The organism is Bradyrhizobium valentinum (genome assembly GCF_001440405.1).
GTDB classification, from domain to species: domain Bacteria; phylum Pseudomonadota; class Alphaproteobacteria; order Rhizobiales; family Xanthobacteraceae; genus Bradyrhizobium; species Bradyrhizobium valentinum.
Map to the genome: position 1 here is coordinate 294 of NZ_LLXX01000215.1, position 25182 is coordinate 25475.

General features: G+C 62.6%; 20 protein-coding genes. 12 read left to right on the forward strand and 8 right to left on the reverse strand.

Annotated features, from left to right (window positions below; all coding sequences use genetic code 11):
* Positions 1-3318, reverse strand: a 3318-nt coding sequence (locus tag CP49_RS37120; RefSeq protein WP_057855064.1) for an AsmA family protein, incomplete at its 3' end; no start/stop codon positions are given.
* A gap of 171 nt (positions 3319-3489) precedes the next feature.
* Positions 3490-4722, reverse strand: a complete 1233-nt coding sequence (locus CP49_RS37125; protein ID WP_057855065.1) for a cytochrome P450 — start codon at positions 4720-4722, stop codon at positions 3490-3492.
* A gap of 108 nt (positions 4723-4830) precedes the next feature.
* Here CP49_RS37125 and CP49_RS37130 point away from each other — a divergent pair, with 108 nt between their 5' ends.
* Entirely contained in the window at positions 4831-5442 is a 612-nt protein-coding gene (locus tag CP49_RS37130; RefSeq protein ID WP_057855066.1) for a TetR/AcrR family transcriptional regulator, read from the forward strand.
* A gap of 74 nt (positions 5443-5516) precedes the next feature.
* Here CP49_RS37130 and CP49_RS37135 read toward each other — a convergent pair whose 3' ends face one another.
* Positions 5517-6818: an MFS transporter gene (locus CP49_RS37135; protein ID WP_057855067.1), complete on the reverse strand. Its 1302-nt coding sequence runs from the start codon at positions 6816-6818 to the stop codon at positions 5517-5519.
* 459 nt (positions 6819-7277) lie between these two features.
* On the opposite strand from CP49_RS37135, the gene CP49_RS37140 reads away from it, so the two are divergent.
* Positions 7278-9833, forward strand: coding sequence for a hypothetical protein (locus tag CP49_RS37140; RefSeq protein ID WP_156438865.1), 2556 nt, complete (start codon positions 7278-7280; stop codon positions 9831-9833).
* A 15-nt stretch (positions 9834-9848) separates the two neighbouring features.
* Here CP49_RS37140 and CP49_RS37145 read toward each other — a convergent pair whose 3' ends face one another.
* The 4 genes from CP49_RS37145 to CP49_RS37160 form a co-directional block, all read right to left on the reverse strand.
* Positions 9849-10850 (reverse strand): phosphatase PAP2 family protein, encoded by a 1002-nt coding sequence (locus CP49_RS37145; RefSeq protein ID WP_057855069.1) that lies wholly within the window; start codon positions 10848-10850, stop codon positions 9849-9851.
* 297 nt (positions 10851-11147) lie between these two features.
* Positions 11148-12947, reverse strand: a complete 1800-nt coding sequence (locus tag CP49_RS37150; protein ID WP_057855070.1) for an adenylate/guanylate cyclase domain-containing protein — start codon at positions 12945-12947, stop codon at positions 11148-11150.
* Between the two features lie 491 nt (positions 12948-13438).
* A complete protein-coding gene (locus CP49_RS37155; protein WP_057855071.1) occupies positions 13439-14416 on the reverse strand; it encodes a hydroxyacid dehydrogenase in 978 nt (325 codons plus the stop codon).
* 97 nt (positions 14417-14513) lie between these two features.
* Complete coding sequence (locus tag CP49_RS37160; protein WP_057855072.1) at positions 14514-16556, reverse strand: adenylate/guanylate cyclase domain-containing protein; 2043 nt, start codon at positions 16554-16556, stop codon at positions 14514-14516.
* A gap of 199 nt (positions 16557-16755) precedes the next feature.
* Between CP49_RS37160 and CP49_RS37165 the strand changes: the two genes are divergently transcribed.
* The 10 genes from CP49_RS37165 to CP49_RS48335 all read left to right on the forward strand — a co-directional run bounded on the left by CP49_RS37165 (position 16756) and on the right by CP49_RS48335 (position 24630).
* The gene (locus CP49_RS37165; RefSeq protein WP_057855073.1) at positions 16756-17487 is read left to right on the forward strand and encodes a cytochrome c biogenesis CcdA family protein; all 732 of its coding nucleotides are present in this window, start codon (positions 16756-16758) and stop codon (positions 17485-17487) included.
* Positions 17488-17631: 144 nt separating this feature from the next.
* Positions 17632-18096 (forward strand): DoxX family protein, encoded by a 465-nt coding sequence (locus CP49_RS37170; RefSeq protein WP_057855074.1) that lies wholly within the window; start codon positions 17632-17634, stop codon positions 18094-18096.
* 89 nt (positions 18097-18185) lie between these two features.
* Positions 18186-19967 carry a DUF255 domain-containing protein gene (locus CP49_RS37175; RefSeq protein WP_057855075.1) on the forward strand — a complete coding sequence of 594 codons (1782 nt, stop codon included), beginning with the start codon at positions 18186-18188 and terminating at the stop codon, positions 19965-19967.
* Between the two features lie 380 nt (positions 19968-20347).
* Positions 20348-20611 (forward strand): BufA2 family periplasmic bufferin-type metallophore, encoded by a 264-nt coding sequence (gene bufA2 / locus CP49_RS37180; RefSeq protein WP_063791834.1) that lies wholly within the window; start codon positions 20348-20350, stop codon positions 20609-20611.
* Between the two features lie 191 nt (positions 20612-20802).
* The gene (gene bufA2 / locus CP49_RS37185; protein ID WP_057855102.1) at positions 20803-21060 is read left to right on the forward strand and encodes a BufA2 family periplasmic bufferin-type metallophore; all 258 of its coding nucleotides are present in this window, start codon (positions 20803-20805) and stop codon (positions 21058-21060) included.
* Positions 21061-21165: 105 nt separating this feature from the next.
* Complete coding sequence (gene bufB / locus CP49_RS37190; protein WP_082646440.1) at positions 21166-22068, forward strand: MNIO family bufferin maturase; 903 nt, start codon at positions 21166-21168, stop codon at positions 22066-22068.
* Positions 22065-22850: an HvfC/BufC N-terminal domain-containing protein gene (locus CP49_RS37195; RefSeq protein ID WP_057855077.1), complete on the forward strand. Its 786-nt coding sequence runs from the start codon at positions 22065-22067 to the stop codon at positions 22848-22850. The genes bufB and CP49_RS37195 overlap by 4 nt, the downstream gene beginning before the upstream one ends.
* Positions 22851-22868: 18 nt before the next feature.
* Positions 22869-23657 (forward strand): creatininase family protein, encoded by a 789-nt coding sequence (locus CP49_RS37200; RefSeq protein WP_057855078.1) that lies wholly within the window; start codon positions 22869-22871, stop codon positions 23655-23657.
* The gene (locus CP49_RS48330) at positions 23654-24067 is read left to right on the forward strand and encodes a hypothetical protein (RefSeq protein WP_057855079.1); all 414 of its coding nucleotides are present in this window, start codon (positions 23654-23656) and stop codon (positions 24065-24067) included. The genes CP49_RS37200 and CP49_RS48330 overlap by 4 nt, the downstream gene beginning before the upstream one ends.
* Positions 24049-24630: a hypothetical protein gene (locus CP49_RS48335; protein WP_245311061.1), complete on the forward strand. Its 582-nt coding sequence runs from the start codon at positions 24049-24051 to the stop codon at positions 24628-24630. The genes CP49_RS48330 and CP49_RS48335 overlap by 19 nt, the downstream gene beginning before the upstream one ends.
* A 61-nt stretch (positions 24631-24691) precedes the next feature.
* On the opposite strand, the gene CP49_RS37215 is transcribed toward CP49_RS48335, so the two are convergent.
* Positions 24692-25182 (reverse strand): outer membrane protein (locus tag CP49_RS37215; protein ID WP_057855081.1); only part of this gene is annotated, 491 nt, incomplete at its 5' end.

Consider the following 25182-nt stretch of genomic DNA (forward strand, 5'->3'; position numbering starts at 1 on the left):
GATCGCGCGCACCGCCAGCCACGAAGATAGTGGGGCAACATCGACGCTGCGGCTGAGCGCGTCGGGCGTGCCCACGGCAAGCAGTTGAATCTCCGGGCGCCCGGTCGTCATTGTCAAGGAAAGCGCGGCGCGGATATCGGCCTGATCGGCGGCAATATCGTAGCCGCCGGAAACGGTGGCCCGCACGCCATTGCCGTCCAGCGTGGTGGCGCCGACACGAAGCCGGCCGTCCCTGACGGTAAACGGGATTTGTGCGGAAGGAACCGCAAGCGCGCCGGCCGGCAATGCGGACTCGACGATCTGCTTCAATCGGATGTCGTCCTTTGCCTGCCCGCTGTCATTGGCGCGAACCGCCACTTCGAAGGCGCGCGGATCGAGGCCTGAGATCCTGGCCGCCTCCAGCGTCAGCGTTCCGCTGCCGGACAGCGCGCCCGCCAGCGCCGAGGCGCTGCGGCCCTGGCTCGTCAGCGTCATCTGCATCGACGCGCGGCCGGCGGGCATCGCGAGGTTGCGATAGCGTAGCGTCGTGCCGTCGACGTTGGAGAACTGGACGCTTGCGTTTATCGCAATTCCGTTCGCGCCCGGCCTCGCATCGACAATTGCGGCGACATCGCCGCCGCCGATCTTGCCTTTGATGGTATCGAAGGTCAGCGACTGGCCGTCGCTCTTGACCACCCCGCTCACCGGCTGCAGTTCACTTCCGCCCGGCAGCAGGCCGCGCAATGCTTGAAACGCGATTCTGCCACGCCAGCCCTTCGCGAGCCCGGTGCCGAGCGGCTCGGCAGCGTCGTGCCCGGCAGCGCCGAGCGCCAAGGCAAAGGCCGGCGCCAGCGCGAGTTGCTCGGCGCCGATTTCACCCTCGATGTCCTTTTCCTCGCCAAGCGTCACCGCCACGCGGCCGCGCAGGCGCGAGCCGCCGATGCTGCTGTCGAGATCGTCGAAGGTCAGCCTGTTGCCGGCCAGCGACACGCGCGAAGACAGGCCGATATTCTGCGCCAGCGTATCCGCCGGCTTGAGGTCGAGCAGCGGCCCGAAATCGGCGCTGCGAACTTTTAAGGAGAGACTGGCCTTGGCCTCCTGCGCCCAAGGTTCGGCGGAGCCCTCCGCTTCGGCATCGAGTCCCGTTCCCGAGATCTTGGCCTTGAGCCGCAACGGCGCGCCCCACGCACCCGTCGCGGTGCCCTCGAATCGCGCCGGGCCGTCGCCCGCCGTGACGGCGCGATCGAGCCCGAGCAACGCCAGCAGCGCGCGGCCTTGCTCGGACGACAATTTCGACTCGATCCCAACTTCGCCGTGCCGGAGCGTGGCAAGATCGAGACCCTGGACTGCCGCGACGGCTGGTCTGGCGGTGATTGTGGTGACGCCCTTGAGCTGCGGGGAGTCGAGATCGGCTGTGGCGCGCGCCTGGAGGCGATCGGACTGCCCGCCATCCCGGTTGAGGTCGAGCGCCAGTTTCAGGCGCGCCGGGCCGGGGCTGTTCCCCATTGCATTGAGCCTGGCGGCCAGCGTCGGTGAAAAAGGTACGATCAGGCTGTTCAACCGACCGAGCGAGGCAGCGCTCGAGTTGAGCGCAAACCATCCGGTCGCATTGACGCGGTCGAAATTGCCCGCGCCATCCAGCGTCACGTTCTCAAACTGGCCGATCTTCAACTGCTCAAGCGCCAGCTTCGCCGGCGAGTAGGCCAGCCTGGCGAGCAGCGGACTAAGCTCCTGGCCGGAGGACGTGGCCTGGCCGACATCGAGCGAAAGCCTTCCTTCATCCGGCCACTCGCCCTGCGGTCCCGCCAGCGACCGCATAAAGGCCGTGGCGGCATCGAGATCGAGACGCGCCGCCTTCAGTTCCGCATCGACCCGGGAACCGCGATCCGCTTGCCGGTGCGACACCACGACCCGCCCCTCCACCGTGCCGCCTTCGATGTCGGCCTTCATGGTGTCGATGACAAAGCCTTCGGGCGCCACGGTGACGTCGCCGCGCATGCGAAGCGGCTTCTGGCTGCGATAGGCGATCTCGCCGCGGCCCTGCAGCCAGGTCAGCAGCGCCTCGGGATCGGAGGATTCGACGCTGAGCGCGGCTTTAAACCGATCCGGCGCAACGCTCTTCGCGGTGGCCTCGCTGAGCGAAACCTTGGTCGCGCCGGGCGCGCGGAACTCCAGCCTGTGGATGCGCCAGGATTTGGCATCGCCTTCCAGCTCGGCGGCGATGTCCTGCAATGGGCGTCCGCCCAGCATGATCTGCTCGGAAGCGAGCTCGATTTGCGCGGGGATCGGCAAATGCGGAATGACGGACGTGAGTGCCCGCAGCGCCGGCAGCGCGCGCGCCGGTTCGGGGGAATTGTCCGTGGTATTTTCCTTGCTATTTTCCTTGCTGTTTTCCTTGGCGACGAATCTGTCGGCATCGAGCTGACGCGCCGACAGCGCCGCGCGCAATAGCGGCGTCGCACCGAAGCGGATGTCGCCGCTGCCTGAAAGTTTCAGCGCGCGCTCCTCAGGGCCGTAAGTCACTTCGACCTGTTCGAGGCGCCCCGCCGAATAATCGGATTTAACCTTCGCCGCTATACGCCACGGTGGATCGTTGCCCTTACCCTTCTGGCCGGGAGGAGCGACGAGCGTTATCGCGCCGTCGAAGCGCGGCACACGGGCGTCGAAATTCAAGACGCCATCGAGATCGATTGCGAGCGCGCGCTGGCCCGGATCGATATTGAGGTGAACCCGGGTGCCGTTGCCGTCGGGGCCCTGCCCCGAGGAGATGCGAAATGGATAACGCGTGCCCGACAGCATGAAATTGCCGTCGCCGCGGATCGAGCCGGCCAGCGAACGCACGTCGCCGCTGAAAGCGATGTCGTTCAGTTCGAGCGTAGAGCGGCTGGCCGCATCATGCAGGGCGATGCGGCCGGTGAGATTGAGCCGATCGATCGCCAGCGACCCCAGATTGACCGTCCCGGTCGATGCCGGCCAATCGATCCGCCCCTTGGCGTCGAGCCCGAGATCGAGCGACATGCCGTTGATCGTCAATTCGGTGGCGCGCACCTCGCCACGCATCAGCGAGCCCAGGCTGAACTCCACGTCGAGCTTATCGGCGCGAACCTTGCCGAGATCGTTGGCGCCGCCGACCGCGACCGAGCGCAGTTGCAGCGACGGCGCGGGCAACAGCCGCGCGTCCAGCTTGCCGCCGACCCGAACCGGCGCGCCGATGATCCGCGTCGCCTCGGCCTCGAATTGCGGCCGGAACTGGTTCCAGTCAATAAAATACGGCCCGACGAGCGCGGCAATCAACGCAATGATGAAGGCGATTGCCAGGCCGAGCAGTGTCGTCTGCACGGTGTCTCCCCTTGAACCGCCCCGGCGCGCAGGCCGCGCTACGCCGAACCCGGCCCCGGAGCTGCCGGGAATATAGAGAGAAGTGTGGCGAAGTCACAGTGGCATACTGACAGGCGCCCCGCCCGGCTCTCCAACCACCGGAGCCTGGGACTAAAAACCGCCGCGATGCGGCTACCAGCTCGCCGGCAGGCGCTTCAGGCCGCGCAGCACGAAGGTCGGCCGCCATTCCGGATTGAGCGCGTCATCCAGCCGCAGGTCCGGTATCCGCCGAAGCAGGGTCGAAATCGCAACCTCGGCCTCGATTCGCGCCAACTGGGCGCCGAGGCAGAAATGGATGCCGCCACCAAAGGACAGCGGCCTCACATTCGGCCGGGTAATGTCGAGCCGCTCCGGGTTATCAGGATAGACCGCAGGGTCGTGGTTGGCCGAGCCGAGCAGGCACAGCACGGCCTCGCCCTTCGGAATGCGTTTTCCCCCGAGGTCGTCGATGTCTTCCAGCGCCACCCGGCCGGTCAATTGCACGGATGAGTCGTAGCGAAGGAATTCCTCGATCGCGTTGGTGATGAGCTCCGGCTTGACCTTGAGCAGCGCAAGCTGGTCAGGATTGCGATGCAGCGCCAGCAGGCCGTTGCCGATCAGGTTGACCGTGGTCTCGTGGCCCGCGCCGAACAGGAGAATGATATTGGCCGTCAGTTCCTCGTTGGAGAGCTTGCTGCCATCCTCCTCGGCTTGCACCAATTGCGTGATCAGGTCGTCGCCCGGGTTCTTTCGCCTGAGATCGAAGAGCTGCTGAAAATACATCGCGGCCAACGCGTTGCTGGCGTTGCCCTGCTTGATCTCCTCCGGCGACAGCGGCACCGGATCGAGCAGGCGTCCACCGTCGCGCGAGCCGGTGTAAAACGCCTCGCGATGATCCTCCGGGATTCCGAGCATGTCGCAGATAATGGTGACCGGCAGGCGGAACGCGAAATCCTCGATCAGGTCCATCCTGCCCTGCGGGATTACTCGGTCGAGCGTTTCGTCGACGACCTGCTGGATGCGCGGGCGCATGTCCTCGACCCGGCGCGCGGTGAAGGCCTTTACCACCAGCCCGCGCAAGCGGGTGTGGTCCGGCGGATCCTGCTGCAGCATCCAGTGGCTCATGCTGCGGAACACCGGCTCGTCCATGATCTTCGGGCCGTAGCGGCGGATCGTGCGTTCGACGTAATCCTTGCCGAACCGCTTGTCGCGCATCACGAGGCTGACCTCGGCATGGCGGCTCGCGACATACATCCCAAGCGGCGCCAGGTGCACCGGATCGGTGGTCCGCATCCGCTCGTAATGGGGATAGGGATTGCGAATGAATTCCGGGGCCAGCGGATTGAACAGCGGCGCGCTGCTGGCAGTCTGAACATGCTCGTTCATGGTGACCTCAACTGGTTGCTATGCGCAGCTCAGCGCGTTTCCCCGGGCCATCGATCGGAAACTCGATACATTATTGTATTGAGTTGCATTCTCGCCTAAACTGGACGGATGTCAAGAGTGCGAACGAGACCCACAAGGGACGATACCCGCGAGAAGCTGTTCGAAGCGGCGGCCCGCGTGTTCGAGGAACAGGGAATCGGCGGCGCCAGCATCGAGGCGATTGCGGCGGCAGCCAGCTTCACGCGCGGGGCGTTCTATTCAAACTTCAAAAGCAAGGACGAATTGATCATCGCGATGCTCGAGGATCACGTTGAGCAATCCATCGGGCGCATCCGCGATCTGCTCCACAGGCACAAGAACCTTGCGGACTTCATCGATGCGCTGAAGACCATGGACCGCAGTCAGCAGGACCCGCTCGGCCGCTCTCCCCTGCTGCATATGGAAATGATCCTGTTCGTGGCGCGCGCTGAAAAGCGCCGGCCCGAACTCGCCAAGCGGCTGCGCGCCCGGCGAAAACTGGTCACCGACATCATCGAGACCACGGCCAGGAACGCCGGCAGAACGACAATTCTCAATCCGACATGGGCCGGCGCGCTGGTGCTGGCGCTGGAGGACGGCTTCCGCCTGCACCGCCTGATCGATCCCGAGACCACATCGCCCGACAGCTTTTTTCGCGCCATCGGCGATCTGCAGAGGGCGATGGGAATTTCATCGGCCTGAGACGTGTTGCGGAAACCATTCTACATTGAAGCGCGCTCGATTAGCCACGATCGAGCGCCGTGCAATTACGGCGGCTAGCCCGCCTCGCTCTTGATTTGGCGCTTATGCATTTGTCCTGCAACCGCCCTCACCTTGCGCGGCGACGCCCGCCAGATCGCCACCGCCGACAGGATGCTGACGGCAATGCCGATCGCAAAGGCCGACGTGTAGCTGCCTGACAGATCGTAGAGCAGCCCAGTCGCCCACGGGCCTGCAGCGCCTCCGGCCAGCGCCGCCAGCATGATGGTGCCGAAGATGCTGCCATATTGGTTGCCCTGAAAGATCTCCAGCACCACCGCGCCGATGATCGACGTCAGGCCATAGCCGAGGGCGCCCTGCGTGAAGATCATGAGATAGACCAGCGGCAACACCGGCGCGAATTTCAAGGCGATCAGCGCCGCATAGCAGATCGCAAAACCGGCGCAACTGATCGCCCATATCCATTCGCGCCCGATCCGGTCGGAGAGATGTCCGAGCCAGATCTGGCCGGGAATGCCGAGCAGGCTGACGACCCCGAGCGCCCACACCGCCACGTTCGCGCTGAAACCGACGTCGAGCAGAAACTTGGTCTGGTGCACCTGAACCGCATACCAGATGTACAGGCCGCAGAAGTAACCGAGCGAGATCCACCAGAAGCGCGCGGTACGCAACGCGCGGCGCAGCGTCCAGTCGGTATTGACCCACACGGGATCGACGACGTTCGAGCGAGGTGCGGCCGATGTCGCCGACGGCGCTGCATCGCCATCCGGCAATAGCCCGATATCCTCCGGGCGCTTGCGCAGCAACAAATTGATCGGCGCGAGTACTACGAGCACCAGAATGCCCATCGCGGTGCAGGCGGTGCGCCATCCGGTCTGCTCGATCATGTGCTGCACCCACGGCAGCAAGGTCACCGAGCCGATGCCGACGCCGGCAAAGGCGAGCCCCATGGCGAGCCCGCGGCGGCGAATGAACCAGTTCGGCAGAAACAGCGATTGGCCGGAATAGCCGAGACACACGCTCCCCGCCCCCACCAGCACGCCGATGGTGAGATAGAGATGCCAGGGCTGCGTCGTCAGCGGCGCGAGCAACAGCCCGCCGCCCATCAGCGCGACGCCAAGCTGCATCACCCCGCGCGGCCCGAAGCGATCCATCATGCGCCCGATCAACGGACTGACGGCCCCCGAAACCACAAAGCCGAACGAAAACGCGCCCGCGGTGACGCCGCGATCCCAGCCGAACTCGCCGATGATCGGCGGAAAGAACAGCGAGAACGCCGTCCGCGCATTGACGCCGATCGCCATGGTGACGAACGTCACCACAACGATCAGCCAGCCGTAGAAGAAGGGGAGAGGCATGGGGTTTGTATAATTGCAGGACCGCGTCGAGGTTCGCGCAAGTTCGAAACGACGGAAACATCGATGAATGATTTCAATTCATTCTTCCGACCATCCGTGGACGACGGGGTCAAGCTTTTTGTCTCGGGCCGATTCAATTGAAGCAATCTTGTGATGGCTGATCCTCGAGAAGTGGCGGGGGAAGGCCGCCTCCGATGCCGAGCACTGCTCAGCAGGAAGGCCGGCCGCAGGGTGCTCAAATCCGGTGTCGCCGGGCATCGACAGATAGAGTAGAGTATCGGCCTGACGCGACGATGGAGCGCTGTCGCGCCACGCCAAGCACAGCCATCGGAGGCTACGCAAATGGCTATCGCAGACGAACCCGCAGGGCATAGTGCCTGGAACCCAACTCGGCATGGCGCCTGGAGCTCGCGCCAAGCGACTGACGGCGAGCTGACGGCGGCCTCATTGCGACACCCGATGTCTCCATTCGTGAGGACGGTGGACCGATCGCGCATCGCAACCTCGCTGCAAAATTCGGCCCACGAGTATCTCACGAGACTCAGGGAGTTTGGCGAGACCGAAGGTCTGCCACAACAATGGCTGGATGCACTCGGTCCGGGAAAGGACGACCCGACCTTCGGCTGGATGCCGATCGGATGGCCCCCCGAGAACGAGGCCGATGAAGATGCCGGCAATCCCTTCGTTTCATTCCGGCTTGGGCGCAAGACGATGGAGGGGGCTGAGCCTGACCAAACCGTTGTTCTCCTGGCTTCCGAGCGGCTGAGCGGCAAGTTCATCGGTTCGGGATTAGGCCTTAGCATGGTGGCGAATTTGCGCTCAACTGCGGAAGGAGAGCTCAACGCGCACTTCATCGGAATATCCGCTTCGTTCTATGGCCCCGATACAAGAGGCCTCGAGAGCGTGGACTGGGAAGAAGTCAGGACGAAGCCGGCACAGCTGCTGGCGCAGTTGCACTCCGAGGAAGTCAAACGCGACATTGCTTCGATGCTGGGCCTTACTTCAATATCTGTTCGGGGCGCCCGTCTGATTTGGGTTGATGGAGAGGACGAATGGCAGGTTGAACGCCGCGGGACTGGCCGCAGCCACTCGTCCTCAGGCGAAGCAATCAGCTACTTCTTCACTGTTGTCGGAACGCCCAAGAAGGCTGGAAAGGTGCTTGGCCGTGTCATGCTGCAGGCCCACGCTGTGGGCGACGCACGGTTGTTTCCGATCGATCCACCTTCGCAAGCCACGAACCAGGGCTATGGCAAAAGTCGCCCTTCGCGCTCCGATGATGAGCTGGACTATTATCGTACCACAGTGTCGGGACTACCTTATTATCCTAGGCCTCTCGTCCTCAGCAGCGGAGGCCACGAGTGGCTGCGGGTAGTCCAGTGTCCAGGATTCGTCCTAGCCGACCACGGAGCCCCCGCGAATAGTCCTAAATCTGTCAACCTTCCTGGCGGCACGAAACCACCCGTTCATTCCGACGACTTCGCCGCGGTAAGCGCATTCTACAATGTGAGCCGGATCTTTAACCGCCTTGCTGCTTATGGTCTTGATCCGTTCGCGTATTTCCGAATAGGGAGCCTGCCTCTGCGGCTCGCCTACCGCTCGGGCATGCAGGCCGGCCCGGGCAAGGACGGCCGTACCGTCAATGCGTGCGTACAGGTTGATGGTTGGCCATTCGATTTCGTGGGTCCGACGGCCGTCGGTGACCGTCCGGGGATGGAGATGCATCTCGCCTGGGCTGACATGTCTCGCCGGGAGCGCAAATCATGGAACAGTATCGACCCTTCACCGGCTGAGCCAATCGGAATAGCCGCCGACGATCGCTGGATATGGCATGAGATCGGTCACGTGTTGCTGGTTGCTGCCGTAGGCGAACTCGAGCTTCGTTTTGCGCATAGCCCTGGTGACGCACTCGCTGCGATTGCTCTGGATCCGGTATCCCAGCTATCGAAGAAGGGCACATACTGGCGAGGGATGACCTTTCCATGGGTATTCCTCCCGCGCCGGCATGATCGTTCCGTGACGAACGGCTGGAGCTGGGGCGGCACCATGCATAGCGCGCTTGCCCGCGTGCCCGAATCGACAGCACCGAGGCGCAAGGCCTATTTGAGCGAGCAAATCTTATCGTCTTCGCTATTCCGGCTCTATCGCGTTCTGGGCGGGGACACGATGGAGGAAACCCCGGACGATATTAATACGCGCCACACTGCTTCGCACTACTGCCTGTTCCTCATCATGCAGGCACTTCAACTGCTGGGTACACAGCCGGCAGTCCCTCTGAGGAATGATCCTGAGCAATTTGTAGACGCGTTGATCGACGCTGACTTTGGTGCAACAATTTTCAGAGTGGCGTCGGACGACGGCGCCACGTACTATGAACGGATTGGCGGCTGCGCTCAAAAGGTCATTCGCTGGGCTTTCGAAGCACAAGGGCTTTACGCGCCTGCAGGCACGATTACAAATGCGCCCGGCCTGCCGCCTCCCGTCGATGTCTACATTGCAAATGGTCGAGGTTCGGAATCGACGGAGAGTGAACCCATAGAGTATGGGCCGGGAAGCTATGCTCCGGTTTCGCTGCACTGGCCCCTCGATCAGAACGTAGGAGATCCGTTGCCCTGGCAGGCGCATCGCAACGCGATCACGGTGGAAGCCAGCGGTATCTCTGTCGTTGTTGGCAATCGCGGGTCCGAGAAGGCTACCGGCGTCACGGTCGCCGTATGGTGGCGCGAATGGCCAATCAATTCCGCTCCACCTGCCTGGAATGAACCGGGCTGGACTGCTCTACCGGCAACCGCAGCTCAAGACATCGAGGCGCAGGCCGACGCAACGTTTGGCCCCTTCCAGTTCGCACCCGCGTCGGGCCAACGCTTCATCATCCTGGCGAAGGCATCCTGCCTTGCCGATGGGGCCTACATCGATGTACCGGCCCGCGCTTGCTCCTATATGCGTACTCGGCTGATCGATCTCGTCTCAGGCGACAACAACATGGGTTTGCGCGTCGTCACGCTTCCTCTTCCGTAAGCTTATGCGAGCGGATCAGGACCAATCCGTTGGCCATTCGGCTGTGGCGTGGCTGAGAACTCGCTCCAGAGTTGGACACACGATACGCCTTGGCGTCGTTTCTTTTCGAAGCGCGTACCAGATGCCGAAAGCAAGATGCCTGCTTGCGAATGAATCCGATGGGTAGTGAACGCCCAGTCGCTCGCGATTTTTTGCCAAACGCTGCGACAGCCAGAACATCGGCGATGGAATTGGATCACGTCCCTCTAGTGTATCCGCGCTCACACCCCCCCCAACATCTCCTTCACCCCCGGAGAAGATACCGTAACGCTGATACAGCGCTGGGATTTCCAGCAGCAGCAGCGCAATGAAGTGGCCCAAAAACGAATGTCCGCTGGGGAAGGCCGGATGTGCGGGAGGACCAAACGCCGGAATAAGCCCAGGGCACAGAAACGAGGGGCGGACGCGCTTGAATTTTTGCTTGTAGGACATGTAGGCGATGTTGCCGATCGCGAGCCCGCAGTTGACAAGCTCAATCGTCCAGGGGTGGCGGCCTTCGCTAGCCCCGATAAAGTGCAAGAAGTAGTCAGCCAGTCCGTCGGCTTGTACATCGATCTCGGAAAGGTAGCGCTCGCGGTCATCCACCATGAACTGCTGAAGCTCTCGGATTTCACAGAGGATGATATTCCATGCGCGAAGCTTCTCAGCATCCCAGCCTGGGTCACCGTAAAGGTCCGGGTCAGGCTGCCAGGCGAGATCGTCGGCCTCAAGCCACCCATCCGCGATCAACTTGGGGCGATCGTGCAGCCAGAGGTCTTTTTGCCCGCCGAATTCACAAGCGGCAAGAATCGATGGCTTGGTGGGATCGACGGCCTTGAGCCATTGAGTGAGTTGCAGATCGTAGGGCAGCGTCCAAAAGCGCAGTGCCGGGTCCCAGTCCTCCGTTGTCCACTCCAAGAACGGATCGGCCTGGTAGGGATTGACGAGATAATCATGCGGGAACGCGGGCGATCCAGCATCGTCAGGCGTAAAGTCCAACGTCCAGGGTCGATATCGTAGCTCCCACGGCGTCGCGTAATAGCTGCGCCCAGCACTTGGATATACACTTGCTCCCGCCCCAGCTCCCGCACCTGCCCCAGCTCCCGCACCGGCTCCTGCCCCAGCACCCGCTCCAGCACCGGCGCCCGCTCCTGCTCCCGCACCGGCTCCTGCCCCAGCACCCGCTCCAGCACCGGCGCCCGCTCCAGCACCCGCGCCCGCTCCTGCACCCGCTCCTGCTCCTGCTCCAAAAGCCATATCTCGCTCCTGTCTAAAATAACTTCTCCTGCTATGCGCTTATTCCGACACGCCAGCGGCGAGTAATCCCTCAGCGAGACGAGACAAGTCGTCTGGCCGACGTAGCGGATACCAAGAAATAAATGTCGAGACTCGAAACGAAGGCTCAATTGCGAGCAACTCCTGGACGATTGCCCGAGCTCCAGCTTCATCGCCCGAAGCAGCCAATGACGCCGCTAACATACGCAGGCAAGCGATGAATCGTGGATTGGCTCGCCTGCTTTTGCGAAGCCATCCGATGGCCTCGCTATAGCGTCCGGCTACGAACTCAGCGATGCCAGCCACGATCCAGAAATAGAAATTTAGCGGATCAAACGGATTCAATCGCCAGACATTTTGCAACCGTTCCAGCGCCTCGTCGGGCCGACCGAGGTATGCAAGCGTTAGGGCGCTCAGCCCCCAAGCGAACGCAGAGTTCTGGTTGAGAGCCAGCGCCTCTTCAAAGAGGTCAAGCGCGTCCTCGGGGTTTCTCCCGAAGAAGGATAGAATATGCCCAGCTACCGCGAGTGCAAATGGATCCTCGCGGTCGAGTTCGATCGCTCGCTGCGATACCAGGAGTGCCCGCGCCTTGTCGGCGTCCGGATCCTTTGACCAGCCTTCACCGATCCAGAAATTCAGCCACCATCCGAGATAGGCATAGGCCTGGGCATAGGAGGGATCGAGCGTGACGGCACGCTCGAGCAGTTCTCCCGCCTCCCGGTAGTTTTCCAACGTAAACGTGTAAAGCAAGGACATCGCCCGCAACACGCAGTGGTAGGCGTCCAGGCTATCGGTCGGCCGGTCACCGAGACGCGCCGTCTCAACTGCGCGCACACGAGGCTCGATCGAAGATAGGATGCTGCCGGCGATGCGATCCTGAAATTCGAACAGATCATCGGTGGAGCCCTCGTATCTCTGGGCCCAGATCGAGATATTGCCGACGATATCGATCAATTCGGCATTTATGCGCAAACGGGTTCCTTGCCTTTGCACGCTGCCGTCAAGCACGTAGCGCACGTCGAGTTCACTGGCAATTTGACGCAGATCCTTGTCGCGGTCGCGATAACGCCACGTAGAATTTCGCGCTATCACGTAAAGCGACTTGTTTCGCGACAGGCCCGTAATGATCTCGTCGGTGATCCCCTCACCGTAATAAGTCTCGTCGTCGGTCCCGCTGACCGTCCGGAATGGCAACACGGCTATCGTTGGCCGCGCTGCCCATTGCAGGTAGGGCTGTGCGACCGGGTCGCCTCTGGCGCCTTCGTTCCATTTGACCGTATAAACACGAACCATCCGATTGATGTTTTTCAGCGGAGGCGTGCCAAGATCATGAAAAGTTAGCGGCAGGCGATTCATGACGTAGTCTCGGACCGCCGCCGTGACGACTATCTGGCCAGGCTCTGCGGCCTGATGGATGCGAGACGCGATGTTGACGCCGTCCCCCTGCAAAATGCCGTCTTCATCGATCACATCATCCACATTAACGGCGATCCGAAGATGGAGCGGGGACGAGCCTTCCAGCGTTCGCTGGGATTGCGCTTGCTGTACGTCAGCTGCCCAGCGGACAGCATTTACCACGCTCGGAAACTCCACCAACACGGCATCGCCAGCAATCTCAGCGATCCGTCCGCCGTGCCGTACCATGTGCGGCTCCATAATCTCGGTCCGAAGCGTCCGCCAACGGAGCACCGTCTCGACATCCTGGAGAGCCATCAGACGAGAAAAGCCTGCTACATCCGCAAAGGCGATGGCAGCAAGTCGCCTTGTAATCACTGACGGCGCGATGGATGGCGCCTCTAACGCTTGCTCAACTTGGATCATGCGGACATCGTCTTTTCATAACTGAAATACCTAGCCGCGTTCCGTAGAGTGACGCGCCTGCCATTAAAACTCCAACAATTTCTTACCGCAATCTTGCCTAACGACTAAGCGGCTTGGATAGCTTGCTTTCCCGGCGTAACCACCCCGGCTATTTTTGCCTTCGAACTCTACCCTACCGCCGACTTGTGGCTAACTGAAACTAAGGGCGAGCGCAGAAAAGCGCTCGTCGTCTGCAAATTTCGATACCTTGGTGAGCTACAAACTGTGCTACCCTAGGCCTGCGGCTGACCGAGTTGGTCACCGCTGCAGACACGGGGGCTTGGTCTCCGGTGTACTGGCAACTTGGGCCGTAGTTCGCATCACCAAGTCCCGTCCCTGCACGAAGCAAATTTTTTAAATGAGTATTCTGATAATTGTGTCATTTTTATCAAGCATGTCCTTGGTGCTGCGGTGTTAATAGCGCTGGCTCTCGTTGTGCTGCCGGTGCTGGCTTAAGGCCACCGCTTCCAACTATCCGCATTCACCGCCCCCGCCGGTACCTCGCCCGCAACGATGGCCTCGACCTGCCGCACAGTCTCCAGCGACTGGCTCTCGATCGCCGGCGGCGTCAGGCCGCCGATATGCGGCGTGGCGATCACGTTGGGGAGCTTTGCGAGCTCGGGCGTCGGCATCTGGTCCAGAGCGCGACCAACATCCATCGCGGCGCCGGCGATGCGGTTTTCGCGGAGCGCCGCTGACAACGCGGCCTCATCGACGAGGTTGCCGCGCGACAGGTTGATGAAGAAGGCATGCCTCTGCATGCACGCCAGTGCCGCCTGCCCGATCAGATTTTCGGTTTGCTCGTTGGCGATAGCGAGGCAGACGACGTAGTCGGAGCAGGCCAGTAGATCGTCGAGCGGCACATGACGGATCGCGGTATCGCTCACGGTTGCAAAGGGATCGGCGACCAGGATCTCCATGCCCAGCACCTTCGCGATATCAGCCAGGTAGCGGCCGATGCTGCCATAGCCGATGATGCCGAGACGGCTGCCGGCCAGTTGCCGGCCCATGATGATCTCGGGCTTACGCGCCGCATGATAGTCGGCCGTTGCGCGGGAAACGCCGCGCGACAGGTCGACCATGAAACCGAGCGCGAGTTCGGCGACCGATTGCACGAAGCCCGGCCCAGCCCGCGTGACCAGGACGCCGGCGGCGGAGGCAGCGTCGACATCGATGTTGCGAATATCGACCGCGCAGCGGACGAAGGCGCGCAAGTTCGGCAGCGCTGGAAATATCTCGCCCGGCCCCGCCGTGAGCCGGTCGGCCACGATGATGTCGACATCATCAGCGGCCTCGATCAGGCCGGCGGCGTCGAGCGCATCGTTTAATTCATGCAGCTTCACCTGCGCGATGGCTTGCAGCCCGTTGAGGCTGCGCGCGCCGTAATACTGGGCACGAGACTGCGGCGTATGAGTCAGCAGGATTTTCAAGGCTGGCGGCTTCCCTGTCGATCGCCATGACATGTGCGTTACGGCCGGCACATCTATGGCCAAGCCGCCGCCTCGCGCAAGGCTGCGGCCGCGTCGGCTACTTGGATCGTGCGATCGTCGTTCCGTCCCAATCTTCGTCGGCGGGATTTTCGAGCTGCTGCCGGCAGCGGTCGATCATCGTCAATGAGGCTGCATCGTGCTCGCAGGCCTCCAGCACTTTCTCGAACGCGCCGATCGCGGCAGAAAAATCCCGGGCGCGCCAGGCGGCAAGCCCGGCTTCATACGAAGCGACCCAGTCGGGGGCGCCGCCGATATCGCCGGCCATATCAAGCAATTCGTAGATCTGCAGTCCGCCGGCGCGGCCATAGACCGCCAGCCGGTCGAGTTCGCGAACCACGATACTTTTCCCCGCCAGCCGGCGCGTTTCGGGGCCGATGATGATCGTGGAGCCGTAAACCTTGTTGGTGCTCTCGAGCCGGCTCGCAATATTCACGGCGTCGCCGATCACGGTGTAGTTCAGCCGAACTTCCGATCCGATATTGCCGACCAGCATGTCGCCGGAATTGATGCCGATGCGAATCTTGACAGGCTGGCCGTGGTCGTCTGTGAGATTTGCCTGCTCCATGGCGCGCCGGCACGCCAGCGCCGCGCGGCAGCAATCGACGGCATGATCCGGATTGGGCGCCGGCGCGCCCCAGAACGCCATCACGGCATCGCCGATGAATTTGTCGATGGTGCCATTGTGGTTCTGAATTTCCGCCGAGACGCTGTCGAAATAGCGCGACAGCAGCGGAATGATGCGGTCGCCGAGCCGCTCCGACATGCCGGTGAAGCCGGCGAGATCGATGAACATCACACTCATCGGCCGTACCGCGCCGCCGAGGCGCGCCCCGTTGCCGTCACTGATCAGCCGCTTGACCAGATCCGCCGGAATGTATTTGCGGAACGCGGCCAGCCCCTGCGCCATGTCGCCGATGGCGCCGGAAAGATTCCCGATCTCAGTCAGCCGCGACGGATAGCGCTGCACCTTGTCGAGGTCAAAACGCTCGACATGCCTGATCTCGTTGATCACTTTGATCAGCGGCGCGGCGATCAGGCGCTGGGCGAGCCACGCCGACAACAGCCCGGCGAAAACGATCAGGACCGCAAGGCCGATCAGCAAATTCCGGATCGTCATCTGCACCGGGCCGAGAAATTCCGATTCCGGCACCACCGTCACCAGCGACCAGCCCGGAAACGAGATCGGCGTCAGCACCGCCTGATAGGCCTTGCCGTCCCGCGTCACGGTGGTGTGGAAAGGCTCCCCTTCGCCGGGCTCGTAGGCGCTGGCGTTTCGGATCGCCTCGACAGCTATGGGAAACAGCGGATGATCAGTTTTGAGCGCCACGGCCTCGTTGGCGTTCGGATCGGGCGCGGCAACCACCTCGCCGTTCCGCTCGAGGATGAAGGCGCCGGCCGATTTTCCGACAGTGAGCTGCGACAGGAAATTCGAGACACGCGTCAGTTCGATGATGATGGCGATGACGCCGGCGGGCTTCTGGTCGATCTCGATCGGCGCCGCGAAGGCGGCCGCCAGCCGCTCGCCCTTCGGATGCGTCGTGAAGGTCGTCCAGAGTTCGTCGTTCGTCTCGATCGTCGTGCGAAACCATTCCTGATCGGTGACGGAATATTTTGTGTCCTCGACATGGCTGTTCGTGAGCTGAAGATCGTTGCCGACGAATTCATACCGGTCGGTTCGCATCTTGCGATCCGGGGTGATCTCCAGCATTTCGATCACGCCATCGCCGGCCTTGTGCCCGGCAGAGAACGATCCGTCCGGCCATCCGAACGCCACCCACGAGATGGTCGGCTGCGACAGCAATTGCGACCGGAAAACCACTTCGCGTTTCCTGGCATCGCGCGGCTCGAACACTTTTTCGGCGAGCAGCGTTCGCACCGCCATCATGGACGACCGAGCCTCCGTCGTGACCGACTGCAGTTCGTCGCCGACCGCGGATACGATCTGGTCGTTGATGGTGTTAGCTAGCGTCTGGCTGACCTGATGAGCGGTGCGCCACCACAATAAATGCACGCCGACGGTGCTGACGACGATGGACGTCAGCACGAGGGCGGAAATGGCGGTTCGGATGCCGAGGCGCATGCAGGGTCCTGTTTCGCGGGGTTGTTACCGGCGTTACGCAACCATACCAGCGTCCGTTTCGCCCACGAGGCCAATTTGGCGGCCCGGACACGTCTCTGTGACCGCAGTTGAGCCGCAATGGCGGCGAAACTTATCGATTGTCTGTTCCGTACAAGCCAGGAGGGCGCTATGCCTTGCGGCAGTTCTCGAAGGTCATGCAATGCACGATGTTTCCATCCCGGCGGCCCTGATTGCCGGTCTCGTCAGCTTCCTGTCGCCCTGCGTGCTGCCGCTGGTGCCGCCCTATCTGATCTATCTCACCGGCGCGACCATCGAGCATGTCGCCAATGACGGACCGACGCAGGCCTCCAAGCGCGCGGTGATGGCTTCGGCGCTGATGTTCGTGCTCGGTTTTTCCACCGTCTTCGTGGCGCTCGGCGCCAGCGCTTCCCTGATCGGCGGCCTGATCCGCGCCTGGTCGGCAGAGCTCTCGATCCTGGCCGGCATCGTCATCATCATCATGGGCCTGCATTTCCTCGGCCTGACCCGGATCGGCCTGTTGATGCGCGAGGGCCGGATGCCGATGCCGAAACCGGTCGGCCTCTGGGGTGCCTATGCCATGGGGCTCGCCTTTGCCTTCGGCTGGACCCCCTGCATCGGCCCCATTCTGGCGGCGATCCTGTCGATCGCGGCGGCGGAAGCGACCGTCACCAAGGGCGCAGGCCTGCTCGCGGTCTATTCCGCCGGGCTCGGAATCCCGTTCCTGCTGGCAGCCTTCATGATCGAGCAGTTCTCCTCCCTGTTTGCGCGGATGAAGCGACACCTCGGCAAGGTCGAACGTGCCATGGGCGTCCTGATGGTGATCACCGGGATCGGCTTCCTGACCGGCGCCGTTACCAGCGTCAGCATTTGGCTGCTGGAGACCTTCCCCGCACTGCAAAATTTCGGCTAGGCCCCGTAACAAGCGGGCCGGCTGTTGCGAATTTCCTGTCAGGACCAGATTGCCGCCACCGCGGCCGCGACGTCTTCCGCGCGAAATGGACAGGAGAGCCGCAGGTCGCGGCCTCGCGTCGCCAGGATATCAAGGGGGGTTCGCATGTATTTCCTCGTCAATCTTCTCATCCTGTTGCCCGCGCAGATCGCATCGTATTTTTCCTGGGCCGGGCCACTGATCATGCGGATCATCGTCGGCTATACCTTCATGCTGTCTGGCTGGGGCAAGCTCAATCATATGGCGCAGGTAACCGAGAACTTTGTCGGCTGGGGCATTCCGTTTCCTAAAATCCTCACCCCCTTCGTAGCGGGCGTCGAATTTTTCGGCGGTGCGATGCTGATCCTCGGCCTGTTCACGCGAATTCCGGCCGCGATGCTGGCAGTGGTCATGGTCGTTGCCATCAAGGCGGCGAAATGGGACGACGTCGATTCCCTGGAGACGCTGCTCGGCTTCGAGGAAGCGACCTACTTCGCCGCGTTCATGTGGCTCGCGATCGCAGGCCCCGGCGCGGCGTCGCTGGACCGGCTGCTGGTAAATGCGACCGGGCATCGCGAGAAATCGGCCTGATCTCACAATCCCGTGACGCCGCCGAAAAGCTGAGCCCGGATTTTGCCTCGCCCGTAGCTATCGAAACGCCAGCGCTTCCGGGAGCCGCCATGAAGTTCGTCCGCATTGCCACCGTTGCCCTCGCGCTTGCGGCATCCCCGTCGTTTGCCGCCGACGGGCCCAAATGGAGTGAATGGACCGACGATCTGTTCGCCCGCGCCGCGGCCGAACAGCGCTTCGTCATTCTCGATCTCGAGGCGGTGTGGTGCCACTGGTGCCACGTCATGGAGAAGACGACCTACGCCAATCCCGAGGTCAAGGAATTGCTGGCCGCGAAATATCTGCCGGTGCGGGTCGATCAGGACGCCAACCCTGATCTGTCGAGCCGCTATGGCGACTGGGGCTGGCCGGCGACCATCGTGTTCGGCCCTGATGGCGCCGAGATCGCCAAGATCAGGGGATATATCGAGCCGGAACGGATGCAGGCGCTGCTCAAGGCCATCATCGACGATCCTTCGCCGGGGCCGTCGGTCGGCGAAGCCTTCGAGGTGAAGCCGTCGACCTCGGCCTTCCTCGACAAGGAACAGCGCGCCACGCTGACAAAGCATTTCGACGAATCCTACGAGGAAAAACTCGGCGGCTGGGGCGAGAACCAGAAATACATCGACGCCGACAGTATGGATCTCGCGATCACCCGCGCCGAGGCCGGCGACGCCATAGCCATCAAGCGCGCCCGGCAAACCCTGGATGCCGCCATTGCGCTGATCGATCCGGTCTGGGGCGGCGTGTACCAATATTCCGAAGGCGGCTCGTGGACCCGTGCGCATTTCGAAAAGATCATGTCGTTCCAGGCGCAATATCTCCGGCAATACAGCCAGGCCTATGCGTTGTGGAAGGATCCGAAATACCTTGCCGCCGCACGCAACATCGAACGCTATCTCGCGAATTTTCTGACGAGCCCTGACGGTGCGTTCTATGTCAGCCAGGACGCCGATCTCGACCACGATACCGACGGGCACACATACTACGCACTGCCGGATGGCGAGCGCCGCAAGCTCGGCATGCCGCGCATCGACAAGAACCTGTATGCGCGCGAGAACGGCTGGGCGATCTCTGGGCTTGCGGCCTACTACAACGTCACCAACGATCCCAAGATACTTGCAATTGCGGAACGCGCCGCAAAGTGGGTGGTCGACAATCGCGCACTGCCGGGCGGCGGATTCCGTCACGGCGAGAAGGATCGCGGCGGCCCGTTCGTCGGCGACACGCTGGCGATGGGCCAGGCCTTTCTCGATCTCTATGCCGCTACGGGAAATCGCGACTGGCTCACCTCGGCCGCGAAGGCCGGCGATTTCGTCGCGACCTTCCGGGATGAGGCCGGCGGCTTCGTGACCTCGAAAACGGCGGAAGGCAAAACCGGCGTGCTCGCGAAGCCCGCCAGGCTGATCGACGATCAGGTGCAGGTCGCAAGGTTCATGAACCTGCTCAACCGTTACTTCGGCAATGAGTTCTATCGCGAGCAGGCCACGCACGCGATGCGTTATCTCGCGAGCGCCTCGGCCGGGATGATGCGTCCCCTGCCTGGCGTTCTGCTCGCCGACGAAGAGCTCGCCGTCGAGCCCACCCATGTGACGATCGTTGGACACAAGGACGACGCCCGCGCCAAGACCTTGCATGCCCTCGCCCGCGCGCTGCCGGCCCGCTACAAGCGCCTGGAATGGCTGGATCTGCGCGAGGGCAAGTTGCCCAATCCCGACGTCGAATATCCCGATCTCGGCGAACCCGCGGCGTTCGCCTGCAGCAACCGGATCTGTTCGTTTCCGTCCTTCAATGCCGAGGAGTTGCGGGCCACGGTCGCGCAGATGGCCAGGCTGAAGCCTGCGCGCGGCTAGCGGAAGTTCATTGTGCGAAGCAAACCGCCGCGTGCGCGTCCGGCCTAATCGGTTGAAGCTGCACGCTTTCCGGCTGAACCTGCCTTCTGCCATCGTGTTGCGCCCTCAAGGAAATACCCCGGCGGCGTCGGGGTTAAACGTCGACGGGATGTCGAACCGCAAAAAAAAGAAAATTTTCTTTCGAAACTTTGTAACCAAATCGCTTGATGCCCCGTAGCTGGCTCTGGATGAGCATTCATATCACGGCGACCTGACGTCCTCCGGCAGGTCATCGCGATCTGATTGGCATCCGCCCCGCCCCTGCGTCGTGGGGTCCGTGATCGAACGATCGATGGATGCTCGCGGCGTGTTGTCTTCAAACAATCATCGAGGAGATCGTCATGAAGTTGAATTCCAAGTCCGGTGCGACGCTCGCCGCTGCCGCCGCCACCCTGTTTCTCGCCGGCTCGGTGGTGTCGACGGTGTCGACATCAGCGAACGCCGCCCCGGGCAAGTGCATGGCCGGCAACGCCTGCAAGGGCCAGAGCGCGTGCAAGGGCGCGGCGAATGCCTGCAAAGGTCAGAACGCCTGCAAGGGTACCGGCTTCTCGATGGCCTCGGAAAAGGAGTGCGCCGCCAAGGGCGCCAAGTTCGTCAAGGGTTGACCGGCGGATCAGGTGCGAGGAGGGCCCGGCGCTGCCGGGCCCTCCTTGTTTCGATCCGGCAGCCAGATAAATTCGGTCGCGCGTGTAACTAAAGCCAGACCCACTGCGTAACCATCTCCGGGTGCCGTTTGTCGGCTGGAACTATCGCTGCTCGCGGGCGATGCACCCTCACACTTCTTTGGAGGATGACCATGAAGATGACTTCCAAGTCCGGCGCCGCACTGGCCGCCGCGGCTGCCACTTTGTTCCTGGCCGGCACCACCGTGTCGACCGTGACCTACGCTGCCGGCGAAGGTAAGTGCGTCGGCGCCAATGCCTGCAAGGGTCAGAGCGCCTGCAAGGGCGCGGCCAATGCCTGCAAGGGTCAGAACGCCTGCAAGGGCCAGGGCTTCTCGGAGATGACCAAGGAAAAATGCGCCGCGGCCAAGGGCAAGTTCACGCCGTCCTAGTTACGGCTCGATCGAGGCCCGGTGTAGGCCGGGCCTCGCATCCATGCTAGGTTGACGGAACGGTTTGGGACACGCCGCCTCGTTTGGCGGTGGAGCGGAGGCGAGATGAACGTCGCAAGCAGATTGCCAGACAGCTCGGCGGCGGCGCGTGCAGACCGTCCGGCGACATCGGGCAAGCCGCCCTTCCTCGGCTTCGGTCTCGGCCTGCGCCACCAGCATTACGACGAAATCCTCAGCGGCAATCCGCCGATCGACTGGTTCGAGGTCATCAGCGAAAACTACATGCTGCCCGGCGGCCAGCCGCTGCGCACGCTCGATCGCATCTGCGAACGCTACCCGGTGGTGATGCACGGCGTGTCGATGTCGATCGCCTCCACCGCACCGCCGAATTTCGAATATCTGCAAGCCCTGAAGGACCTCGCGCGACGCGTCGAGCCGAAATGGGTGTCGGACCATCTGTGCTGGACCGGCGTCCACGGCAAGAACCTGCATGATCTCTTGCCGATCCCCTACACCAGGGAAGCGCTCGATCACGTGGTCAGCCGCGTCCACGTGGTGCAGGATTTCCTCGGCCGCGCCATCGTGCTCGAAAACGTCTCGACCTATGTCCAGTTCAGCAATTCCGAAATGACGGAATGGGAATTCCTGTCCGAGTTGTCGCGCCGCTCCGGATGCTGGCTCCTGTTCGACGTCAACAACGTCTATGTCAGCGCCTTCAACCACGGCTACGACCCCATGACCTTCCTCAACGGCATTCCGGCAGATCGCGTGGTGCAGTTTCACATGGCCGGCCACAGCCACATGGGGACCCACATCATCGACACGCACGACCATCCGGTGTGCGAGGATGTCTGGGACCTCTATGCCGCGGCGTTGAAACGCTTCGGCCGGGTCTCGACCATGATCGAACGCGACGACAACATTCCACCGCTCGACGAACTTCTGCTCGAGGTTGTCAGGACCCGCGAGATGGCGGAGAAAGTTTTGCCGGCAAAGCAGACTGAATGAGCGATTTCGCGCGACAGCAGGTTGAGTTTCAGCGCGGCATCCTTGATGGCGACGACACGGTGCTGGCTGAAATTCTCGACAGCCCTCGCGAGAAGCGTGAAACGCTGTTTGGGGTTTATCGCCATGCCTACGGCTCCCGGCTGGTCGAGGCAATGCGCAACGACCATGAGCTGCTGCATCTCTATCTCGGCGACGAAATGTTCGACGAGATGGGGCACGCGTACGTCAGGGCGCGGCCGTCCGGGCACCCGAACCTGCGCTGGTTCTCGCAAGGCCTGCCGGAGTTCCTGAAATCGGCCGCACCTTACTCCGAACACCCCGTGCTGTCCGATCTCGCCCTGCTCGAAAAGGCGCTCAACGACGCCTTCGACGCCGCGGAAGGCAAGGTCGTCGAACTGAGCGATATGGCGGGCTTTGCCCCCGAAGCATGGTCGGGTCTCCGATTCCAGCCGCATCCCAGCGCATTCAGGCTCGACCTTGCGACCAATGCGTCCGCGATCTGGCTCGCGCTCAAGAACGACGAAACGCCACCGGACGCGAGCAAATTGGAGCAGCCCGCGCATCTCCTGATCTGGCGTCAGGACGTCACGCCGATGTTCCGCGAACTTTCGGCGGAGGAAGCGATGATGTGGGACGAGGCCGCGAACGGCATTCCCTTCGGCGTGCTCTGCGAAATGTTAGCTACCTATGACGACCCCGACAGCGCGGCGGGCCGCGGCGCGGGCTATCTGCATGGCTGGATCACGGCAGGACTTTTGACGGATGTTTCCGTCGGCTCATGAAGGGGGAGCGCCCGGCGAATGGGAACGGACACCGATCGCCATTTCATCGAGCGCATGCATTGGGACGAAGTCGCACGGCGCATCGGCGATGGCGCCGTGGCAATATTGCCGATCGGCGCCGCCGCCAAGCAGCACGGCTTCCACCTCCCCCTCAATACCGACCGCATTCAAGCCGAATGGCTCGCAGGCAAGATGGCGGAAAAGATCGACGCGCTGATCTGGCCGACGCTGACCTATGGCCATTACCCCGCCTTCGTCGATTATGCCGGCAGCAGCAGCCTGTCGATTTCGACCTTTGAGGCCCTCGTGCGCGAGATTGCCGGGCAGATTCTCGGCGGCGGATGCCGAAAGCTGCTCGTGCTCAATACCGGGATCAGCACATTGGCCCCCGTCGATCGCGCACTGGCACGTCTTGAGAACATGCGGATCAAGCATTTGTGGATCCACGAAGGCCCGCGCTATCCCCGCGTGGCCAAGCAATTGGCGGAGCAGAGCCATGGCAGTCATGCCGACGAGTTGGAAACGTCGTTGATGCTGGCGCTGGCGCCGCATCTGGTCGACATGACCCGCGCCGAAGCCAGCCCGATTCTGAAACAGGAGACGCCGGGCGCGTTGACGCCGTCGGATCCGAATTCGCCGAACTACAGCCGGTCCGGCAGCTATGGCGATCCGACACGCGCGACAGCGGCCAAGGGCGAGGCCTTGCTTGCCGCCATGCTTGACGATCTCCACGAACAGGTCGCCGCATTCATCGCGCAAGGCACCGGCGAGCATCGGTCGGCCGCGGTGCAAAGCGTGCTCCGATGAAAACCGCCAGCGCCTTTCGCTGGACCGTTGCCGCCGCGATGCTGGCAAGCACCATATCGTTCCGCGCCGACGCGCAATCGGAATATATGCGCGGCGGCCGCATGCCGTACGACGCGTTCGACCGGCTGCCCAGGACCGATCTTGAAGTACCCGGCGGCACCATCAATGTCGCGTTCGCGCCGGGAGACATCGCGCTGCCAAAAGAAAAACTGCTTGACTGGATCAGGATGTCGGCTCGCGCCGTCACGACCTATTACGGGCGGTTTCCCGTCAATTCGCTGCGGCTGCTATTGGTGCCCGTCGACGGCGCCCGCATCCGCGGTGGCACGACATGGGGCTATCGCGGCGCCGCCATTCGGATTCCCTTCGGCCGCGATTCCACCGAGGATGTTTGCGGCGCGACTGGGTGATGGTGCACGAGATGGTGCATACCGCCCTGCCCGACATGCCCGACCGCTACGCGTGGCTGTCGGAGGGACTGGCCGTCTATGTCGAGCCGGTCGCGCGGGTGCAGGCCGGAGACCTCACGGCGCGGGAAATCTGGCAGGCGATGATGCGCGACATGCCGAAGGGGCTGCCGCAGGCCGGCGACCAGGGCCTCGACAACACCGGCACCTGGGGACGCAAGTACTGGGGCGGCGCGATGTTCTGCCTGCTCGCCGATATCGAAATCCGCAAGCGTACCAATAATCGCCTCGGCTTGCAGGACGCGATGCGCGGCGTGCTCGCCGCCGGCGGCAATCACGAGCAGGACTGGCCGATCGAGCGCATTCTTGCAACCGCGGACAAGGCCGTCGGCGTCGACGTGCTGACCCGGCTCCACGACGAGATGGGACCGAAGCCGATAACGCCGGATCTTGCCGCGCTATGGCGCGACCTCGGATTGAAGCGGATCGGCGAAGATGCTGAATTCGACGACGCCGCGCCGCTCGCCGCGATCCGCAAGGCGATCACCGCGCCGCACTTCCAATAATGCGCCTGGACAAGCCGATGATCCGGCAGCCGATCGCCGCCGGACCATCCTGAGCGGAGCATCAGAACCGATAACTGGCGCCCACGCGCACGAAGTGCATCTCGTTGCGGAATTCGGCGCGCGTGCGGTCCCGGCTGGACAGCGTGACACTGCCATAATCGGCGTAGAGATATTCGCCGCGCGCGACGAAATGCTTGGTGAAAGCGTACTCGATGCCGGCGCCCGCGATCAGCCCGGCCTTGACCTGCTCGTCCCAGATCGCCTGCTCCAGGGTATCGCAGCCCCTCTGAACCGTATAGCGATGGCCGTTGCTGATGCTGGCCACGCCGACACCGACCGCACCAAATGCCAGCAGGCGGTCGAACGCGTAGCCTGCGCGCAGGCGGGCGGAGCCGAACGCGCCGAACCTCGACAGCAGCGCGCTGTCGCCAAAGACGAGCTCGTCCTGCGACGAGGTGGACTTGCCCCAATCGAATTCACCGCCGATCACAAAGCGGCTGGCGAACTGATAATTGTAGCCGCCGTAGACGCCGACGGCGAAGCCGCCCGCCT

What these genes read in the sequence shown, in the direction of transcription:
- CP49_RS37195 (WP_057855077.1), top strand. Translation starts at nt 22,065, where the DNA reads ATGAGCGATTTCGCGCGACAGCAGGTTGAGTTTCAGCGCGGCATCCTT.
- CP49_RS37125 (WP_057855065.1), bottom strand. Translation starts at nt 4,722, where the DNA reads ATGAACGAGCATGTTCAGACTGCCAGCAGCGCGCCGCTGTTCAATCCG.
- bufB (WP_082646440.1), top strand. Translation starts at nt 21,166, where the DNA reads ATGAACGTCGCAAGCAGATTGCCAGACAGCTCGGCGGCGGCGCGTGCA.
- CP49_RS37170 (WP_057855074.1), top strand. Translation starts at nt 17,632, where the DNA reads ATGTATTTCCTCGTCAATCTTCTCATCCTGTTGCCCGCGCAGATCGCA.
- CP49_RS37135 (WP_057855067.1), bottom strand. Translation starts at nt 6,818, where the DNA reads ATGCCTCTCCCCTTCTTCTACGGCTGGCTGATCGTTGTGGTGACGTTC.
- CP49_RS37175 (WP_057855075.1), top strand. Translation starts at nt 18,186, where the DNA reads ATGAAGTTCGTCCGCATTGCCACCGTTGCCCTCGCGCTTGCGGCATCC.
- CP49_RS37165 (WP_057855073.1), top strand. Translation starts at nt 16,756, where the DNA reads ATGCACGATGTTTCCATCCCGGCGGCCCTGATTGCCGGTCTCGTCAGC.
- CP49_RS37200 (WP_057855078.1), top strand. Translation starts at nt 22,869, where the DNA reads ATGGGAACGGACACCGATCGCCATTTCATCGAGCGCATGCATTGGGAC.
- CP49_RS37130 (WP_057855066.1), top strand. Translation starts at nt 4,831, where the DNA reads ATGTCAAGAGTGCGAACGAGACCCACAAGGGACGATACCCGCGAGAAG.
- CP49_RS37140 (WP_156438865.1), top strand. Translation starts at nt 7,278, where the DNA reads ATGTCTCCATTCGTGAGGACGGTGGACCGATCGCGCATCGCAACCTCG.
- CP49_RS37150 (WP_057855070.1), bottom strand. Translation starts at nt 12,947, where the DNA reads ATGATCCAAGTTGAGCAAGCGTTAGAGGCGCCATCCATCGCGCCGTCA.
- bufA2 (WP_057855102.1), top strand. Translation starts at nt 20,803, where the DNA reads ATGAAGATGACTTCCAAGTCCGGCGCCGCACTGGCCGCCGCGGCTGCC.
- CP49_RS48330 (WP_057855079.1), top strand. Translation starts at nt 23,654, where the DNA reads ATGAAAACCGCCAGCGCCTTTCGCTGGACCGTTGCCGCCGCGATGCTG.
- CP49_RS37160 (WP_057855072.1), bottom strand. Translation starts at nt 16,556, where the DNA reads ATGCGCCTCGGCATCCGAACCGCCATTTCCGCCCTCGTGCTGACGTCC.
- bufA2 (WP_063791834.1), top strand. Translation starts at nt 20,348, where the DNA reads ATGAAGTTGAATTCCAAGTCCGGTGCGACGCTCGCCGCTGCCGCCGCC.